Here is a 17,321-nt window from a genome sequence, read left to right on the forward strand (position 1 = left end):
ACTTTCCACTTCACGAAAGGAGATGCCGAACGATGTCTTCCACACCGTTTTCCCCGATGCGTCGCCACCTGCTGGCCACCTCCGTGGCCGCCGGGGTCTCGGCGATGCTGCCCACCGCGCTGCATGCGGCGACCGGCGCGAGCGGCATACGCCCGTTCACCGCGCACATTCCCGATGACGCCGTGGCCGACCTGCGCCGCCGCATTGCCGCGACGCGCTGGCCGGGCCGCGAGACCGTCGCCGACGAATCGCAAGGCGTGCGGCTTGCCCGCATGCAGGCGCTACTGCGTTACTGGGGCACCGACTACGACTGGCGCAAGGGCGAGGCGCGCCTGAACGGTTTCCCGATGTTCATCACGGAGATCGACGGGCTCGACATTCATTTCATTCACGTGCGATCGCGGCACGAGAACGCGATGCCGATGATCATGACGCACGGCTGGCCGGGCTCGATCTTCGAGTTGCTGAAGGCGATCGGCCCGCTGACCGATCCGACCGCGCATGGCGCGAGCGCGGACGATGCGTTTCACGTCGTCGTGCCGTCGTTGCCGGGCTTCGGCTTCTCGGGCCGCCCGACGCGGACCGGCTGGGGTTCCGACCACATCGCGCGCGCATGGGGCGAGCTGATGGCGCGGCTCGGCTATACGCGCTTCGTGTCGCAGGGCGGCGACTGCGGCTCGGTGATCTCGCACCGGATGGCGATGCAGCGCGTGCAGGGCCTGGCCGGGATTCACGTGAACATGCCGGCGACGGTGCCGCCGGATATCGCGACGCTGCTCGCGACCGATGCGCCCGCGCCGGCTTCGCTGTCGCCGAAGGAGAAGGCCGCGTACGAGAAGCTCGCGACGTTCTATCGCGACAACTGCGGCTACTCGGCGATGATGGTCACGCGCCCGCAGACGGTCGGCTATGCGCTCGCCGATTCGCCGTCTGGGCAGGCGGCGTGGATGTACGACAAGATCTCGCAGTGGACGTACAGCGGCGGCGTGCCCGAACGCTCGATTCCGCGCGACGAGATTCTCGACGACATTTCGTTGTACTGGTTGACGAATACCGCGACGTCCGCCGCGCAGATCTATTGGGAGGATCACTCGAACAACTTCAACGCGGTGGACATCTCGCTGCCGGCTGCAATTACGGTGTTTCCGGGCGAGATCTACCAGGCGCCGCGCAGCTGGGCCGAGCGCAGTTATCACAACCTGATCTACTTCAACGAAGTCGACAAGGGCGGCCATTTCGCGGCATGGGAGGAGCCGGAGCTGTTTGCGCGTGAAGTGCGTGCCGGGTTCCGGCCGTTGCGGCGCGTGTAAGCGCGAGACGGGCGGGCGAACGCGGGCCGGCGGTCATGCGGCCCGCGTTCGCTTCTGTTTTATCGCGGAAACGGTGGTTACTTCATTTCTGCCTGCAGAAGTAACACGCGTTTTCGCACGCGATTGAATGACATATCGATGAAATTCATCCTGCCGGATCGAAACATTCCATCGTAATTATCTGATTTAAAAGCGATTTTGACAAAAATCAACAATATATCGCATGAATTGTCTGATGGTTTGAAACCCTCAATACAATGATTCACGGCAGAAAGGCCAATCGGCCCTTTCACGGTTTCGCCCGGTGAAAAAATACGATCCGAGGTTTCGCGATGACGAATCACGACGTGCGCGAGTCGCGCGTGTCCGGCAATGGCATGCGGTCGCTTGAAGGCAAAAGAGGCATCGTCGTCGGCTTGGCGAACGAGCAGAGCATCGCCTGGGGATGTGCGCGCGCCTTTCATGCAGCGGGGGCAGAACTGGCCGTGACCTGGCAGTCCGAGCGCGCATTGCCGTACGTCGAGCCGCTGCTGGAACAGTTGAAGCCGGCGATCGCGATGCCGCTCGATGTCAGCCGGACCGACCAGATGCGCGAAGTGTTCGACACGATCGGCGAGCAGTGGGGCAGCCTCGATTTTCTGCTGCATGCCGTTGCCTATGCGCCGAGGGCCGACCTGCACGGGCGGGTCGTCGACAGTTCGCCGGAAGGGTTCGCACTCGCGATGGATACCTCCTGCCACTCGTTCATCAGGATGGCGAAGCTTGCCGAGCCGTTGATGACGTCCGGCGGCAGCCTGATGGCGATGACCTATATCGGCGCCGACCAGGTCATTGCCGAGTACGGCGTGATGGGGCCGGTCAAGGCGGCGCTGGAGGCTGCCGTTCGCTACCTGGCCGTCGAACTGGGGCCGGCAGGCATCCGCGTGCATGCGGTTTCGCCCGGTGCATTGCCCACGCGAGCGGCCTCCGGGCTGCCGAACTTCGATCACCTGCTCGACGACACCGCACGGCGTGCGCCATTGCGCCGGCCGCTCGACATCGACGACGTCGGCGCGCTGTGCACCTTTCTCGCCGGCGATGCCGCACGCGCGATGACCGGCGGCGTTCACTACATCGACGCGGGGATGCACGTGCTCGGCTGACGCGAGACGGCCGCTCCCGGAATGCGTCGGGATTCACCTTGCCCCTCTGGAGAACAGTGTTATGGATGCTGCCACGCAACTGGCGCGCAGTCATGAGATCGCCGCGGAGATTGTCCACGTCCTGCAAAAGCGCACGCAGCACGCGCTGGAGCAGTATGGAAAGCGGTTGAGCGAAGCATTCGACGGCGGCGACAGCCTCAGCCACGACCCGGGCGCCGCGCCCTTCGTCACAGCGCTCTCGCCGTTGAGCGCATGGCATTACGCGGTCGACGCCGTACAGCGCTCGCTGCTGTTCTGGGACACGCTGCGCGAGCGCGGCACGCAATACGTCGAGCGCGCGGGCCAGGGGCTCAAGCCGGTGCTGCATTTCGACTACGACGTCGTGCTCGACGGCCGGCAGTTCGAGCGCCCCGTCAATTACGCGCTCGTTCACATCCAGCCGCCGGACGGCGTGATCGTCGACGCCGGCAAGCGGCCTTACCTGATCATCGATCCGCGCGCGGGGCACGGCCCCGGGATCGGCGGCTTCAAGGACGATTCGCAGGTCGGCGTCGCGTTGCGCGCGGGTCATCCCGTGTACTTCGTCGTGTTCTTCCAGGAACCCGAGCCCGGCCAGACGCTGCTCGATGTGTGTGCGGCGGAACAGGCGTTCGTCCGGAAAGTGCGGGCGCTGCATCCGGACAGCCTCAAGCCGGCCATCGTCGGCAACTGCCAGGGCGGCTGGGCCGCGATGATGCTCGCGAGCTCGTCGGCGGACGATACGGGCCCGATCGTCATCAACGGCGCCCCGATGTCGTACTGGAGCGGCGCGTGGAGCGAAGGGCCCGGCGACAATCCGATGCGCTATGCCGGTGGGCTGCTCGGCGGCACCTGGCTCGCGTCGCTCTCGTCGGACCTCGGCAACGGCAAGTTCGACGGCGCGTATCTCGTGCAGAACTTCGAGAACCTGAACCCGGCGAACACGTTGTGGGACAAGTATTACCACGTGTACGACAACATCGACACCGAACCGCCGCGCTTCCTCGAGTTCGAGCGCTGGTGGGGCGGCTACTACCTGATGAACCGCGAAGAGATCGAATGGATCACGCGCAACCTGTTCATCGGCAACAAGCTCTGGTCCGGCGACGTGCGGGACGGAGCGGGCAAGGCGTTCGACCTGCGCGAGATCCGCTCGCCGATCATCCTGTTCGCGTCGATGGGCGACAACATCACGCCGCCGCAGCAGGCGTTCAACTGGGTCGCGGACATCTACGGCAGCACGGAGGAGATCAAGTCGCGCGGGCAGGTGATCATCGGGTTGATGGAAGAGGATGTCGGGCATCTCGGCATCTTCGTGTCGGGCAAGGTCGCGAAGAAGGAGCACGCACAGATCGTCAGCGTGCTGGATGCCGTCGAAACGCTGCCGCCCGGCCTCTATGCGATGTCGATCGAGGAAGTGAAAGGCGCCGACGGGAAAGTTGCTTACGAGGTCACCTTCGCCGAGCACCGTCTCGAAGAGATCGCGCAGCACTTCAACCGCTTCGGGCGCAAGGACGAACATGCGTTCGAGGCCGTCGCCGAGCTGTCCGAATTCACGCAGCGCGCCTATGAGCTGTTCCTTCAGCCGTTCGTGCAGCAGGCCTCGAACGAAGCCACGGCGCGCCTGCTGCGCGATTTTCATCCGCTGCGCTTTCAGCGCTGGGCGTTTTCGGACCTGAATCCATGGCTTGGCTGGCTGAAGCCGGCCGCTGACACCGTCAGGGCGAACCGCCAGCCGGCCGACGATATTGAACCGTGGCGCAAGCTCGAACGTCGCGGCTCAGACATCGTCAGCGCGTCGCTCGATTTTTTCCGCGCGATGCGCGATGCAGGCACCGAGTCGCTGTTCTTCACGATGTACACGCAGCCCTTCATGCTTCATTTCGCGGAACAGTATCGCGACCGTCATGCCGCTTCGCCGGTGGCGACGGACCCTCGCGACCTGCCGTTCGTGAAGGACGCGCTTGCGTCGATCGACCAGGGTGGCTACACCGAAGCGGTTGCGCGCACAGCGTTTCTGCTCGAACGCAGCGGCGAACCGTTTCCGCTGGCGCAACTGGCGACCGAGCGTGAACTTGCCGAAACCTACGCCGAGTATCTGCCGGACCTGCCGCCCGACCAGTGGCGGCGCATCTACGGCGAACAGGAAATCATCGCGACCTACGAGCCGCAGCAGGCCGTCGCCACGCTGCCGGCCCTGCTGGCCCGGCCAGAGGACCGCCAGCGGCTGCTGACGTTGCTGGACAAGCTGCTGGGCGATCCGCGCGTGCAGAGCGCGTCGGTGAGCGAGCAACAGTGGATGGCCCTGCAACGCATCCGCGCGGTGCTGGGTGCGTCGCCCGCGAAGCGGCCGGCCAAGGGGCCGGTGGCGGCCCTCGATCATGTGCAGTGACGGACAGCCAGGAACCTCGATGGAAAACAGACACGAGAAATATCTCCGCCTCATCGAACACTGCCGGACGCTGGCGCCGATGCCGACGGCCGTCGCGCACCCGTGCGATCGAAGCTCGCTCGAAGGGGCGCTGGAGGCGGCGCGCAAGGGGCTGATCGAACCGGTCCTGGTCGGCCCGCGTGCCCGTATCGAAGCGACCGCCGCGGCGAGCGGGCTGTCGATCAGCGATTACGAGATCGTCGATGCGCCGTACAGCGAGGCGTCGGCAGCCGCGGCGGTGCGGCTCGTCCGCGACGGGCGGGCGGCCGCGCTGATGAAGGGCAGCCTGCACACCGACGAGCTCATGGCCGAAGTGGTGCGTCACGATGCAGGATTGCGCACGGGCCGGCGCATCAGCCATTGCTTCGTGATGGACGTGCCGGCGCATGCCGATCCGCTGATCGTGACCGACGCGGCGATCAATATCGCGCCGACGCTCGAGGACAAGGTCGACATCCTGCAGAACGCGATCGATCTCGCGCATGCGCTGGCCTTTCCGCAGGTGCGCGTGGCGATCCTGTCGGCGATGGAGACGGTCAACCCGAAAGTGCCGTCGACGCTCGAAGCCGCCGCGCTGTGCAAGATGGTGGACCGGCGGCAGATTACCGGCGCGCTCGTCGACGGTCCGCTCGCGCTCGACAACGCGATCGATCCCGAGGCCGCGCGCATCAAGCAGATCGATTCGCCGGTGGCCGGGCACGCGAACGTGCTGATGGTGCCGGACCTCGAAGCAGGCAACATGCTCGCCAAGAGCCTGTCGTTCCTGGCCGGCGCGGACGCCGCAGGGATCGTGCTCGGCGCGCGCGTGCCGATCATCCTGACGAGTCGCGCCGATTCGTTGATCACCCGGCTGGCTTCATGCGCGGTCGCGATGCTCGTCGCGAACGTGCGGCGTGAAGCGGCCACGCGCGCGGGGTGATGCCATGGCAGACGTGATTCTGGTGTTGAATGCCGGCTCGTCGAGCATCAAGTTTTCCGCATTCGACGTGCAGGGCGACACGCTCGGGCTGATCGTGCACGGCCAGGTCGACGGTCTTTACACGGCCACCGCACACTTCAGCGCCGTCGACCATCACGGGGAACGGCACGAGCAGCAATGGGCCGGCGCCGAGGCGTTCGGCCATCACGAAGGGCTCGAGCAGATCGCCGCGTTCCTGGAGGCTCACCAGGAAGGGCATCGTCTCGCGGCGGTGGGCCATCGCGTCGTACATGGCGGGCAACGCTTCAGCGGCCCGGTGCGCGTCACGCCCGAGATCGTGGCCGAACTGGAAAAGCTCACGCCGCTCGCGCCGTTGCATCAACCGCACAACCTGACGCCGATTCGCATCCTCGAAGCGGTGCAGCCCGGTATCGAGCAGGTGGCCTGTTTCGACACGGCATTCCACCGCACGCAGCCCGCGGTGACCCAGGCGTTCGCGCTGCCCGAGTCGATCACCAGCCGGGGCGTGCGCCGCTACGGCTTCCATGGGCTCTCGTACGAGTACATCGCGAGCGTGCTGCCCGACGTCGCGCCACAGGCGGCGCGCGGGCGCACGGTGGTCGCCCACCTCGGCAACGGTGCGAGCATGTGCGCGCTCGTTGCAGGCAAGAGCGTCGCGAGCACGATGGGGTTCACCGCCGTCGACGGGCTGCCGATGGGCACGCGCTGCGGCAACCTGGACCCGGGCGTCGTGCTCTTCCTGATGGAAGAACTCGGGATGGACGTGCGCGCCGTCGAGGATCTGATCTACCGGCGCTCCGGGTTGCTCGGGGTGTCCGGCCTGTCGAGCGACATGCGCACGCTGCTCGCGAGCGACGATCCGCATGCGCGCTTCGCGATCGAGCTATACATCTACCGCATCGCGCGCGAACTCGGGTCGCTCGCCGCCGCCATGGAAGGCATCGACGCGATCGTCTTCACGGCGGGGATCGGCGAGCACGCGCCGGCGATTCGCGAAGGGGTGATGCGCCGCGCGGCCTGGCTCGGCGTCGAGATCGACGCCGACGCGAACCATGCCGGCGGGCCGCGGGTCACGACGGCGTCAAGTCGCGTGCCGGCGTGGGTGATCCCGACCAACGAAGAATTGATGATCGCGCACCATACGCGCCGGCTGATCCGGTGACGGCGGTCGAATCAAGAAAGGAGCCGTCATGGCCGAACTGTTGCTGATCAATGTCGAAGAACACGCACGCGACGACGAGGTCGGCGCATTCCTGACCCGGTATGGATTCCCGCTGTTCGATTCGATCGAGCGGGTGCCGGCCGGGATTGGTAACCCGATCGCGCTGCTCAGGTTCAGCACGCTGTCGTCGGTGGCGCTCTATACGCTGCGCGCGCGGATCGATCACCTGTCGTGGCGGGGACGGTCGATCCGTGCGCATATCCTGCCGGATCGGAAGGTGTGAGCGGATTCGTGCGTCCGCGTGGTTGAAGGGGGGAATGCGGGCCGATTCCCCGAAAATGCGCCTTTCCAGCACGATTTTTGAATCCCCGTGTGTCGTGTTCGCGCACAGATACGTTGGGATACAAAGCCTCCAGGCGGTTCGGATATAAATCCGGTGAAGCGATTCACACGGCAGCGCAGTGCCGGCGCCGCCGCCGCTGCGAACGCCGATTCCCGAGCGCCCCTGCGCGCCGCGGGCCCCCTTCCTTAGCGATCGACACTGGAGAACGAGTCATGCCTGAAACCGTGAACACCCGCCGCCGCCTGATCCTCGGTACGACGCTCGCAAGCCTGAGCCTCGCCGACCTCGGCTTCAGCGCCCTGGCGCATGCGCAGTCGGCGCCCGATGCCCCGCCCGCAAAGCGTTCGGCCGGCGTCGCGTCGCTGGGCACGATCCACCAGATCGACGCGGGCGTGCTCAACGTCGGGTATGCGGACCTCGGGCCGAAGAACGGCCCCGTCGTGTTCCTGCTGCATGGCTGGCCGTACGACATCTACAGCTACGCGGAAGTCGCGCCGCTGCTCGTCGCGGCCGGCTATCGCGTGATCGTGCCGTACCTGCGCGGCTACGGATCGACGACGTTCCGCTCGGCCGACACGGTGCGCAACGGCCAGCAGGCCGTGACGGCCGTCGACATCATCGCGCTGATGGATGCGCTCAAGATCGACCGCGCGGTGTTCGGCGGCTACGACTGGGGCGCGCGCACGGCCGACATCATCGCGGCGCTGTGGCCGCAGCGCGTGAAGGCGCTGGTGTCGGTGAGCGGCTACCTGATCGGCAGCCAGGCGGCGAACGCCAAGCCGCTGCCGCCGCAGGCCGAGTTCCAGTGGTGGTATCAGTTCTACTTCACGACCGAGCGCGGCGTGCTGGGCTACACGGCGAACCGCGATGCGTTCAACAAGCTGATCTGGCAGCTCGCATCGCCGAAGTGGCAGTTCTCCGACGAAACCTATGCTCGCTCGGCCGCATCGTTCCAGAATCCCGATCACGTGGCCGTCGTGATCCACAACTATCGCTGGCGCCTCGGGCTCGCGAAGGGCGAGGCGCAGTACGACGACATCGAGCGGCGTCTCGCAGCCGCCCCCGCGATCACCGTGCCGACGATCACGATGGAAGGCGACGCGAACGGTGCGCCGCATCCGGAACCGGCCGCGTACGCGAAGAAGTTCACGGGCAAGTACCAGCACCGGACGATTTCCGGCGGCATCGGCCACAACCTGCCGCAGGAAGCACCGCAGGCGTTCGCGGATGCGATCCTGCAAGTGGAGCATCTGTGATGCGGGCGCGCGTGGGTATGGTCCGTCGCGGCGCGCGCCGTGCGTTCGTCGCGGGCGTGCTGCTGGCCGGCGCGTGGTCGGCGAGCGGTCCGGCCGCATTCGCGGAGCAGCCGAAGCCGGCCGCCGCCGCCGCTTCGCCGATCTATGGCGTGACGATCCCGCCCGGCTACCGGAAGTGGGAAATGGTCGCGCCGGCCGAGGAAGCCGCACCACTCGACGAACTGCGCGTGGTGCTCGGCAACCCCGTTGCGATCCGTGCGCTCGAACAGGCGACGCTGCCGTTCCCGGACGGCACGATCCTCGTGAAGCTCGCGTACAAGCGCAAGCAGTCCGACGAGTTCGCGCCGGCGACGGTGCCGGGCCAGGCGACGACCGTGCAGGTGATGGTAAAGGACTCGCGCCGCTATGCGTCGACGGGCGGCTGGGGTTTCGGACGCTTCATCAACGGCGTACCGGCCGATATCGGCCAGCATCAGACGTGCTTTGCGTGCCACCAGGCGCGTGTGAAGAATCACGACTACGTGTTCACGCGGCTTGCGCCGTGACGTGCGTGGTGTGATGGGGGCGACGGAAAGGCGTGCCATGCGTGGCACGCCTTTTTTCATGGTGGGTGGGTTTGGGGGTAGCCCATCGGCAGACGGGGCCGTGAACGATGCGGCAGCCCGGTTTGTATCGCACTGTATCTGCGGCCGTTCCTGAAAAACTGGCATGCAGAAAGCCCCGGTTTCGGAAACATGGCAGATACGTGCGCGGGTTCTACTGTCGACATGCAGGAAACGTTCGATGCCAGACGATCTGGATCGGATGCCGAATGATCGACTGACCTACCTCTCTCACGGAGAACCCTCATGAAAGCCGCTCGAATCCTCGCCGTTGCCGTCCTCGCTGCCATCCCCGCCTTGTCGTTCGCCGATACCGGCCACGGCCTCACGCGCGCCGACGTGCGCGCCGAACTCGTCCGCCTGGAGAAGGCCGGCTACAGCCCGGCCAGCAGCGAAGCGAACTACCCGAACGATATCGCGGCTGCAGAGAACGCCGTCGCCGCGCAGCAGGTCGCGCGTTCCGACCAGAACGGCCCGTCGAAATCGCAAGGCGACAACGTGGCCGATGCGTCGACGCCTGCCAGCCATCACGATGCCGCTCAATCGCGCTCCGCACGGAATGCCGCCGACGACCTGTACGCGCATTCGTGATTTGCTGCCGCGCTCGCCGCAGGCGGGCGCGGCCACCACTGCAGCACTACATGTGAAAAACACAACAGAGCAAGGAGCATGACGATGGCCGGTTTGATGAAACGCGTTCTGGTGTCCGCCGCGGTGATCGGCGGATTGTTCGGTGCGGTGGCGGCACAGGCCGCGCCGAAAGAAGACCTGAAGGGCACGAACGTCGTGCTCGTGCACGGCGCGTTCGCCGACGGGTCGAGCTGGAACCGCGTGATTCCGCTGCTCGAGGCGCGCGGGCTGCACGTGGTGTCGGTGCAGAATCCGCTGAGCTCGCTCGCCGACGACGCGGCCGCAACGAAGCGTACAGTTGACGAACAGAAGGGGCCGGTCGTGCTGGTCGGCCATTCGTGGGCCGGCGTCGTGATCAGCGAGGCGGGCAACGACGACAAGGTGAAGTCGCTCGTGTACGTCGCCGCGTTCGCACCCGACAACGGCCAGTCGATCGCCGACGTCACGCAGGGGCTGCCGGCGCCCGCGTGGGCCGGTGAGCTGCGCAAGGACGCGGGCGGTTTCGCGACGCTGTCGGACAAGGCGATCGCACAGGATTTCGCGCCCGACCTGCCGCCCGCACAGCAGCGCATCGTTGCGGCGACCCAGGGGCCGTGGTATAGCGGTTGCATCTCGGAGAAGGTCACGCAGGCCGCGTGGCATGCGAAGCCGTCGACGTTCGTCGTCGCGACGCAGGACAAGATGATCGACCCGACGCTGCAGGAAGCGATGGCGAAGCGGATCGGCGCGACGGTCACGCGCGTGAACGGCAGCCATGTGTCGATGCTGAGCCAGCCGAAGGCCGTGGCCGACGCGATCATCGCGGCGGCCGAGCGCGCGAAGCACGATACGCAGTGAGTGAACGCGGCGCCACGCTTTCGTGGGGAAGCGCGGCGCCATGAGTGAGTGTGATGTCCTTCCACAAGGAGAAGTCATGACGGAACTCTGGCAACTGCCCGCAACCGAACTCGCGAAACGCGTGCGGCATCGTGACGTGTCCGCGCGCGAAGTGGCCGATGCGGTGCTCGATCGTCTCGATGCGGTGAATCCGGCGATCAACGCGGTAGTCGAATACCGGCCCGACGATGTCCGGCGGCAGGCCGACGAAGTCGATCGCGCGATCGCGCGCGGCGAGGATCCGGGGCCGCTCGCGGGCGTGCCCGTGACCGTGAAGATCAACGTCGACCAGGCGGAATTCGCGACGACCAACGGCACGCGCCTGCAGGAGAACCTGATCGCGCACGCCGACAGCCCGGTGGTCGGCAACATCAGGAAGGCCGGCGGAATCCTGCTCGGCCGCACCAATTCGCCGACGTTCGCGTTGCGCTGGTTCACGTCGAATCTCGTGCATGGCCACACGCGCAATCCGCGCCATCCGTCGCTGACGCCGGGCGGATCGAGTGGCGGCGCGGCGGCAGCCGTGGCCGCCGGGATCGGCCCGCTTGCCGTCGGCACCGACATCGGCGGGTCGGTGCGTTATCCGGCCTACGCGTGCGGTGTGCATGGCATTCGTCCGTCGCTCGGTCGCGTGCCGGCGTTCAATGCGTCATCGCCCGAGCGGGCGATCGGCGCGCAGCTGATGTCGACGGCGGGGCCGATTGCACGCACGATCGACGATCTCTCGCTCGCGCTGCGTGCGTTCGCCGCGCCGGACCCGCGCGACCCGTGGCACGTGGCGGTGCCGTTCGACGGGCGCGAGGTGCCGAAGCGCGCGGCACTGTGCGTGCGGCCGGGGGGCTTGCAGGTCGTGCCCGAGGTCGAGGCCGCATTGCGCGATGCCGCACGGCGGTTGATCGATGCCGGCTGGACCGTCGACGAGATCGACGACACACCGCCGATGCGCGAGGCGGCACTGTTGCAGGAGCAACTCTGGCTCGGTGATGGCTTCGACGCGTTGACGAACGCGGTCGTGAAAGACGGCGATCCTGGCGCGGCTGCCGTGGTTGACGCGGTGCGCGGCAAGGTGCGCGACCTGCCGGCCGACGTGATCAGCCGCGCGCTCGTCCGGCGCACGACGCTGACGCGGCAGTGGCGGCTGTTTCTCGACGCGTATGCGGTCGTGTTGCTGCCGGTGTCGTCGGAGCTGCCGTTCCCGGACGATCTCGACCGGCAGGGGCCGGACGGGTTCGATCGCGTGTGGGAGGCGCAGCTCACGTTGCGCGCGCTGCCGGCGATGGGGCTGCCGGGGTTGGCCGTCACGACGGCGCTCGTGAATGGCGTGCCGGTCGGCGTGCAGGTGGTCGCTGCGCATCATCGCGAGGATCTGTGCCTGCTCGCGGGGCGCGATATCGAAGCGCGCGGCGTGCCGGTCGCGCCGGTCGACCCGGTGGTGTGACGCGCGGAAGCGTGAGTGCATCGGCGATGCCCGTCCGGCGTCGCGTCGATGCATTCCGACCACCCGCCTGATTTCCTGAGTCGTCCATGCATGCACGCCCGTGCATGCATGCCATTTCGGATTCCGTTGCAACGCGCCGCACGCCGCGTTGATCGTCTCCCGCGATCCCTTTCAAAGTCTTTCGATGCGTGACATCGAACGGCCACCCACCTTCCCGTCCTCCTCGCCGGCGAGCCCATCCCGATAGCGCACGTCTGCTATTGCATTCCTCGCGGCGCTGATTAGGAAATGAATTTTTATTGGTTCTGCTTGCTCTTCCTCGCTCGCATAGTGGCGCTGACGGCTATAGACAGCATGCAAGCTGCAACGGCCGCATTCCCGGTGTTTTTTGATCATACGAATCAACGAAAACGAGGAAGTGTCATGACGGTTGCATTGGAAGAACGAACCGCTGCGCAGCAGGCGCTCGAAGACGCGCGCGCAGCGGCTACGGCGGCCGGCGCGCCCTATGCGGGCGGCGTCGCGCCGGAAGCCGCGTGGGCGCTGTTCTCCGCCGGCGACGCATTGCTGGTGGACGTACGCACGGCCGAGGAACGGAAATTCGTCGGCCACGTGCCGGAGTCGCTGCATGTGCCGTGGGCAACGGGGACGAGCCTGACACGCAACCCGCGTTTCGTGCGCGAACTGGAAGCAAAGACCGGCAAGACAGCTGTCGTGTTGCTGTTGTGCCGCAGCGGCAACCGGTCGGCGCAGGCAGCCGAAGCCGCGACGAAGGGGGGCTTTACGCAGGTATTCAACGTGCTCGAAGGGTTCGAGGGCGACCTCGACGAGCGGCAGCATCGCGGCGGCAGCAATGGCTGGCGTTTTCGCGGCCTGCCGTGGGCACAGGACTGATTCACGGCCGTTACGGGAGAAAGCAGCATGGCCGCATTCGACATCGACGACATCGTTCAATCGCTGCAGAGCGTGCGCCGCGCATGGCGCGAGAAGCAGCGGCGCTCGCTCGAACCGGGCGGGCGCGACCTGCCGGCGCGCGAGGCGCTCGCGCAGATCATCGGCGCGCTGAAAGGCGTGCTGTTCCCGATGCGGCTCGGGCCGCCCGACCTGCGCCAGGAGAGCGAGAACTTCCACGTGGCCCATGCGCTCGACGCGGCGCTGAATGCGCTGCTCGCGCAGGTGAAGCTCGAATTGCGCTATGCGGCGCGACAGCGCAATGCCGACGGGCCGGTCGACAACGTCGATGAAGTGGCGTCGACGGCCGTGCAGGCCTTCGCTGCGCGCTTGCCCGAGATTCGCCGGCTGCTCGACAGCGACGTGCTGGCCGCGTTCCACGGCGATCCGGCGGCCGGCAGCGTCGACGAGGTGCTGCTGTGCTACCCGGGCATCCTCGCGATGATCCACCACCGGCTCGCGCACGAGCTGTACGGGCTCGGCCTGCCGCTGCTCGCACGGATCATCGCCGAGCAGGCGCATGCGGAAACGGGCATCGACATTCATCCGGGCGCCCGCATCGGCGCGGGCTTCTTCATCGATCACGGCACGGGTGTCGTGATCGGCGAAACGGCGATCATCGGCGAGCGCGTGCGCGTGTACCAGGCCGTCACGCTCGGTGCGAAGCGCTTCCCGCGCGATGCGGCAGGCCACTTGGAGAAGGGGCTCGCACGCCATCCGATCGTCGAGGACGACGTGGTGATCTATGCGGGCGCAACGATCCTCGGCCGCGTGACGATCGGGCGCGGCGCGGTGATCGGCGGCAACGTGTGGCTCACGCAGGACGTGCCGGCCGGCGCAAACATCACGCAGGCCGTGCTGCGCAGCGAAGCGAACGCCGCGCCGCGCGCGGCGGCGCGCGTCGCCTAGGAGGCGCGATGAGCGACCTCATCCATCACTTCGGCGCCAACGTGCGCAAGCTGCGTGAAGCGCGCACGTGGTCGCAGGAGCAACTGGCCGAGCATGCGGGGCTGAACCGCTCGTATGTCGGCGAGATCGAGCGCGGCGAGGCGATCGCATCGATCGTCACCGCCGACAAGATCGCGCGCGCGTTCGACGTGTCGATCTCGACGCTACTGCCGGGCGCGTACGTCACCTGAAGCTGCCCCGTTCCGTTTCCCTTTCGGTTGCACGCGACATGACGGCTATAGCATGTTGAGCCGGCAGGGGCGTGCTTCCGATAATCACCGAGCGTCATAAGCAATCCCGTTTTTCATCTAAAGAACCCGGAGCCACACATGTCGACCGTTGCAAGCGGCACGGCCGCGCTGAGCGATCACGCCGCCCGCCAACTAGCGAACGCTACCAAGACCGTCCCCCAGCTTTCCACGATCACGCCGCGCTGGCTGACCCACCTGCTGCAATGGGTGCCGGTCGAGGCCGGCATCTATCGGCTGAACCAGGTGAAGAACCCGGAAGCCGTGCGTGCCGCGTGCACGCAGCTCGAGGACGAAAGCGTGCTGCCGCAGACCTTCGTGCCGTACGAGGAACAGCCGCGCGAGTATTTCCTGAACGCGGTGAGCACGGTGCTCGACGTGCATACGCGGATCTCCGATCTTTACAGCAGTCCTCATGACCAGATCAAGGAACAGCTGCGCCTGACGATCGAGACGATCAAGGAGCTGCAGGAAAGCCAGCTGATCAACAACCCCGACTACGGGCTGCTGGCCAACGTGACCGACGACCAGCGGATCTTCCCGCTGACGGGCGCGCCGACGCCGGACGATCTCGACGAACTGCTGACGAAGGTGTGGAAGGAGCCCGCGTTCTTCCTCACGCACCCGCTCGCGATCGCCGCGTTCGGCCGCGAATGCACGCGGCGCGGCGTGCCGCCGCCGACGGTCAGCCTGTTCGGCTCGCAGTTCCTCACGTGGCGCGGCATTCCGCTGATTCCGTCGGACAAGGTGCCGGTCGCGGACGGCAAGACCAAGATCCTGCTGCTGCGCGTCGGCGACAAGCGCCAGGGTGTGGTCGGCCTCTATCAGCCGGGCGTCGCGGGCGAGCAGGGCCCGGGCCTGTCGGTGCGCTTCATGGGGATCAACAACCAGGCGATCGCGTCGTACCTGATCTCGCTGTATTGCTCGCTCGCGGTCCATTCGCCGGATGCGCTGGCTGTCCTCGATGACGTCGAAATCGCCAAGTTCCATGACTATCCCGACACCTACCGTTAATCCCGGCCTGGCCGGCGGCGACGCGCACGCGCTGCCGCACGCGCCGCTGCCGGCCGGCTTGCCCGACCCGGCGACGCTTGCGCGGCTTGCGTCCGAGTTCTTCGCGACGCCGCCCGGGCAGGCCACGGCGCCCGGGCTGTCGGCGGGCAGCGGCGCGGTCGGCGGCGTGCCGTCGGCGTTGCCGGCCGCCGCGCCGATCCTCGCGTCGGTGAGCAACCCGGTACCCGGCGGTTCGCCGCTCGCGGGCCCGGGTGGTGCGGGCACTGGCGTGCCGGGTCTCGCACTCCCGCAAGGAAAGGTGCCCGGTGCGAACCTCGCGCCGTCCGCGCCGACGCACGTGCTGTCGCTCGGCAACCGCGCACCCGCGCTGGCGCCGCATGCGGCCGCGCAGAACGGGCTGCCCGACAACGTCGTGTCGATTGCGCCCGCGCTCGAACCGCGCGTCGGCGGCGCGGCGCTCGGCGTGCCGCCAGTGAATGCGCCCGCACCGGAAGGCGCGGCGAAAGCATCGCCGTACTACTTCACCGACGGTTCGCTGCAGGACTGGCAGGCGACGCCGCAGGACATCGTCGTGCCGTCGAACGGCCTTGCATCGCCGGAAGCGTTCGGGCTGCCGGGCGACGACGCGCTGCGCGAACTGCTCGCCGTGCATCGCGACGTACCGGTGTCGCGTGCATCGGGCGGCGACGTGCCGCGTTACTTCATCGACGATACGCACGCAGCCGAGCCGCAAGGCCAGTTGCATCGCGGCGCGCATCCGCCGTTCGACGTGAATGCGATCCGCCGCGATTTCCCGATCCTGCAGGAGCGCGTGAACGGCAAGCAGCTCGTGTGGTTCGACAATGCGGCGACGACGCACAAGCCGCAGGCCGTGATCGAGCGGCTCGCGTATTTCTACGCGCACGAGAACTCGAACATCCACCGCGCCGCGCATGCGCTGGCCGGCCGCGCGACGGACGCATACGAGCGCGCGCGGGACACCGTGCGGCGTTTCATCGGCGCATCGTCGTCGGATGAAATCGTGTTCGTGCGCGGCACGACCGAGGCGATCAACCTGATCGCGAAGACGTGGGGCGTGCAGAACGTCGGCGAAGGCGACGAGATCATCGTGTCCCATCTCGAGCACCACGCGAACATCGTGCCGTGGCAGCAGCTTGCCGCGCTCAAGGGCGCGAAGCTGCGCGTGATTCCGGTCGACGATTCGGGGCAGGTGCTGCTCGACGAATACCGGAAGCTGCTCAGCGACCGCACGAAGATCGTGTCCGTCACGCAGGTGTCGAACGCGCTCGGCACGGTCGTGCCGGTGAAGGAGATCGTCGAGCTCGCGCATCGTGCGGGCGCGAAGGCGCTCGTCGACGGTGCACAGTCGATCTCGCACATGCGCGTGGACGTGCAGGCGCTCGATGCGGATTTCTTCGTGTTCTCCGGGCACAAGATCTACGGGCCGACCGGGATCGGCGTCGTGTACGGCAAGCGCGCGATCCTCGACGACATGCCGCCGTGGCAGGGTGGCGGCAACATGATCGCGGACGTGACGTTCGAGCGCACGGTGTTCCAGCCGCCGCCGAACCGGTTCGAGGCCGGCACAGGCAACATCGCGGATGCGGTGGGGCTGGGCGCCGCGCTCGACTACGTGAACCGGGTCGGCATCGAGAACATCGCGCGCTACGAGCACGACCTGCTTGCGTATGCGACGAGCGTGCTCGCGCCGGTGCCGGGCGTGCGGCTCGTCGGCACCGCGCGCGACAAGGCGAGCGTGCTGTCGTTCGTGCTGAAGGGCTATGAGACCGAGGAAGTCGGGCAGGCGCTGAACGAAGAGGGCATCGCGGTGCGCTCGGGGCATCACTGCGCGCAGCCGATCCTGCGGCGGTTCGGGCTCGAGGCAACGGTGCGGCCGTCGCTCGCGTTCTACAACACGTGCGATGAAGTCGACGCGCTGGTGAGCGTCGTGCGGCGTCTCGCGACGCGGCGCTGACGCCATTCGCTTGCGGCGGCCCGAGTGGGTCGCCGCA

The 17,321-nt window shown here is 67.0% G+C and carries 17 protein-coding genes; 16 read left to right on the forward strand and 1 reads right to left on the reverse strand.

The features are described 5' to 3' along the window. Nucleotides 1–32: 32 nt before the first annotated feature. A complete protein-coding gene (locus CFB50_RS20875) occupies nt 33–1,310 on the forward strand; it encodes an epoxide hydrolase family protein (RefSeq protein WP_089447078.1) in 1,278 nt (425 codons plus the stop codon). A 77-nt stretch (nt 1,311–1,387) separates the two neighbouring features. On the opposite strand, the gene CFB50_RS40120 is transcribed toward CFB50_RS20875, so the two are convergent. Next, a complete protein-coding gene (locus CFB50_RS40120; RefSeq protein WP_256979362.1) occupies nt 1,388–1,774 on the reverse strand; it encodes a hypothetical protein in 387 nt (128 codons plus the stop codon). On the opposite strand from CFB50_RS40120, the gene fabI reads away from it, so the two are divergent. The 15 genes from fabI to CFB50_RS20955 all read left to right on the forward strand — a co-directional run bounded on the left by fabI (nt 1,688) and on the right by CFB50_RS20955 (nt 17,284). After that, entirely contained in the window at nt 1,688–2,452 is a 765-nt protein-coding gene (gene fabI / locus CFB50_RS20880; RefSeq protein ID WP_089448382.1) for an enoyl-ACP reductase FabI, read from the forward strand. The two genes, CFB50_RS40120 and fabI, sit on opposite strands and share 87 nt — an antisense overlap. Nucleotides 2,453–2,513: 61 nt before the next feature. Beyond that, a complete protein-coding gene (locus CFB50_RS20885; protein ID WP_089447079.1) occupies nt 2,514–4,862 on the forward strand; it encodes a DUF3141 domain-containing protein in 2,349 nt (782 codons plus the stop codon). 19 nt (nt 4,863–4,881) lie between these two features. After that, entirely contained in the window at nt 4,882–5,820 is a 939-nt protein-coding gene (locus tag CFB50_RS20890; protein ID WP_089447080.1) for a phosphate acetyltransferase, read from the forward strand. 4 nt (nt 5,821–5,824) lie between these two features. After that, entirely contained in the window at nt 5,825–7,003 is a 1,179-nt protein-coding gene (locus CFB50_RS20895) for an acetate/propionate family kinase (RefSeq protein WP_089447081.1), read from the forward strand. A gap of 28 nt (nt 7,004–7,031) precedes the next feature. After that, the gene (locus CFB50_RS20900) at nt 7,032–7,286 is read left to right on the forward strand and encodes a hypothetical protein (RefSeq protein WP_089447082.1); all 255 of its coding nucleotides are present in this window, start codon (nt 7,032–7,034) and stop codon (nt 7,284–7,286) included. Between the two features lie 272 nt (nt 7,287–7,558). Next, nucleotides 7,559–8,602, forward strand: a complete 1,044-nt coding sequence (locus CFB50_RS20910; protein ID WP_069250783.1) for an alpha/beta fold hydrolase — start codon at nt 7,559–7,561, stop codon at nt 8,600–8,602. Further along, entirely contained in the window at nt 8,602–9,147 is a 546-nt protein-coding gene (locus CFB50_RS20915) for a cytochrome P460 family protein (RefSeq protein ID WP_089447083.1), read from the forward strand. Before CFB50_RS20910 ends, CFB50_RS20915 begins: the two co-directional genes overlap by 1 nt. A 303-nt stretch (nt 9,148–9,450) precedes the next feature. Next, entirely contained in the window at nt 9,451–9,795 is a 345-nt protein-coding gene (locus CFB50_RS20920; RefSeq protein ID WP_089447084.1) for a DUF4148 domain-containing protein, read from the forward strand. A gap of 84 nt (nt 9,796–9,879) precedes the next feature. After that, nucleotides 9,880–10,671, forward strand: a complete 792-nt coding sequence (locus tag CFB50_RS20925) for an alpha/beta fold hydrolase (RefSeq protein WP_089447085.1) — start codon at nt 9,880–9,882, stop codon at nt 10,669–10,671. 76 nt (nt 10,672–10,747) lie between these two features. Next, nucleotides 10,748–12,148: an amidase family protein gene (locus tag CFB50_RS20930; RefSeq protein WP_089447086.1), complete on the forward strand. Its 1,401-nt coding sequence runs from the start codon at nt 10,748–10,750 to the stop codon at nt 12,146–12,148. Nucleotides 12,149–12,571: 423 nt separating this feature from the next. Then, on the forward strand, nt 12,572–13,042 hold the full coding sequence (locus CFB50_RS20935; RefSeq protein WP_089447087.1) for a rhodanese-like domain-containing protein: 471 nt from the start codon (nt 12,572–12,574) through the stop codon (nt 13,040–13,042). Nucleotides 13,043–13,069: 27 nt separating this feature from the next. Next, entirely contained in the window at nt 13,070–14,008 is a 939-nt protein-coding gene (gene epsC / locus CFB50_RS20940; protein ID WP_089447088.1) for a serine O-acetyltransferase EpsC, read from the forward strand. A gap of 8 nt (nt 14,009–14,016) precedes the next feature. Further along, complete coding sequence (locus tag CFB50_RS20945) at nt 14,017–14,238, forward strand: helix-turn-helix domain-containing protein (protein WP_011356215.1); 222 nt, start codon at nt 14,017–14,019, stop codon at nt 14,236–14,238. Nucleotides 14,239–14,376: 138 nt separating this feature from the next. After that, entirely contained in the window at nt 14,377–15,309 is a 933-nt protein-coding gene (locus CFB50_RS20950; protein WP_021156739.1) for a family 2A encapsulin nanocompartment shell protein, read from the forward strand. Continuing rightward, on the forward strand, nt 15,284–17,284 hold the full coding sequence (locus CFB50_RS20955; protein ID WP_089447089.1) for a family 2A encapsulin nanocompartment cargo protein cysteine desulfurase: 2,001 nt from the start codon (nt 15,284–15,286) through the stop codon (nt 17,282–17,284). The genes CFB50_RS20950 and CFB50_RS20955 overlap by 26 nt, the downstream gene beginning before the upstream one ends. The last annotated feature ends 37 nt before the right edge of the window (nt 17,285–17,321 follow it).

The sequence above is a fragment of the Burkholderia sp. AU33423 genome (genome assembly GCF_002223135.1).
GTDB classification, from domain to species: domain Bacteria; phylum Pseudomonadota; class Gammaproteobacteria; order Burkholderiales; family Burkholderiaceae; genus Burkholderia; species Burkholderia lata_D.

Coding starts and splice junctions, on each gene's coding strand:
- CFB50_RS20875 (WP_089447078.1), top strand. CDS start 33: ATGTCTTCCACACCGTTTTCCCCGATGCGTCGCCACCTGCTGGCCACC.
- fabI (WP_089448382.1), top strand. CDS start 1,688: ATGCGGTCGCTTGAAGGCAAAAGAGGCATCGTCGTCGGCTTGGCGAAC.
- CFB50_RS40120 (WP_256979362.1), bottom strand. CDS start 1,774: ATGAAAGGCGCGCGCACATCCCCAGGCGATGCTCTGCTCGTTCGCCAA.
- CFB50_RS20885 (WP_089447079.1), top strand. CDS start 2,514: ATGGATGCTGCCACGCAACTGGCGCGCAGTCATGAGATCGCCGCGGAG.
- CFB50_RS20890 (WP_089447080.1), top strand. CDS start 4,882: ATGGAAAACAGACACGAGAAATATCTCCGCCTCATCGAACACTGCCGG.
- CFB50_RS20895 (WP_089447081.1), top strand. CDS start 5,825: ATGGCAGACGTGATTCTGGTGTTGAATGCCGGCTCGTCGAGCATCAAG.
- CFB50_RS20900 (WP_089447082.1), top strand. CDS start 7,032: ATGGCCGAACTGTTGCTGATCAATGTCGAAGAACACGCACGCGACGAC.
- CFB50_RS20910 (WP_069250783.1), top strand. CDS start 7,559: ATGCCTGAAACCGTGAACACCCGCCGCCGCCTGATCCTCGGTACGACG.
- CFB50_RS20915 (WP_089447083.1), top strand. CDS start 8,602: ATGCGGGCGCGCGTGGGTATGGTCCGTCGCGGCGCGCGCCGTGCGTTC.
- CFB50_RS20920 (WP_089447084.1), top strand. CDS start 9,451: ATGAAAGCCGCTCGAATCCTCGCCGTTGCCGTCCTCGCTGCCATCCCC.
- CFB50_RS20925 (WP_089447085.1), top strand. CDS start 9,880: ATGGCCGGTTTGATGAAACGCGTTCTGGTGTCCGCCGCGGTGATCGGC.
- CFB50_RS20930 (WP_089447086.1), top strand. CDS start 10,748: ATGACGGAACTCTGGCAACTGCCCGCAACCGAACTCGCGAAACGCGTG.
- CFB50_RS20935 (WP_089447087.1), top strand. CDS start 12,572: ATGACGGTTGCATTGGAAGAACGAACCGCTGCGCAGCAGGCGCTCGAA.
- epsC (WP_089447088.1), top strand. CDS start 13,070: ATGGCCGCATTCGACATCGACGACATCGTTCAATCGCTGCAGAGCGTG.
- CFB50_RS20945 (WP_011356215.1), top strand. CDS start 14,017: ATGAGCGACCTCATCCATCACTTCGGCGCCAACGTGCGCAAGCTGCGT.
- CFB50_RS20950 (WP_021156739.1), top strand. CDS start 14,377: ATGTCGACCGTTGCAAGCGGCACGGCCGCGCTGAGCGATCACGCCGCC.
- CFB50_RS20955 (WP_089447089.1), top strand. CDS start 15,284: ATGACTATCCCGACACCTACCGTTAATCCCGGCCTGGCCGGCGGCGAC.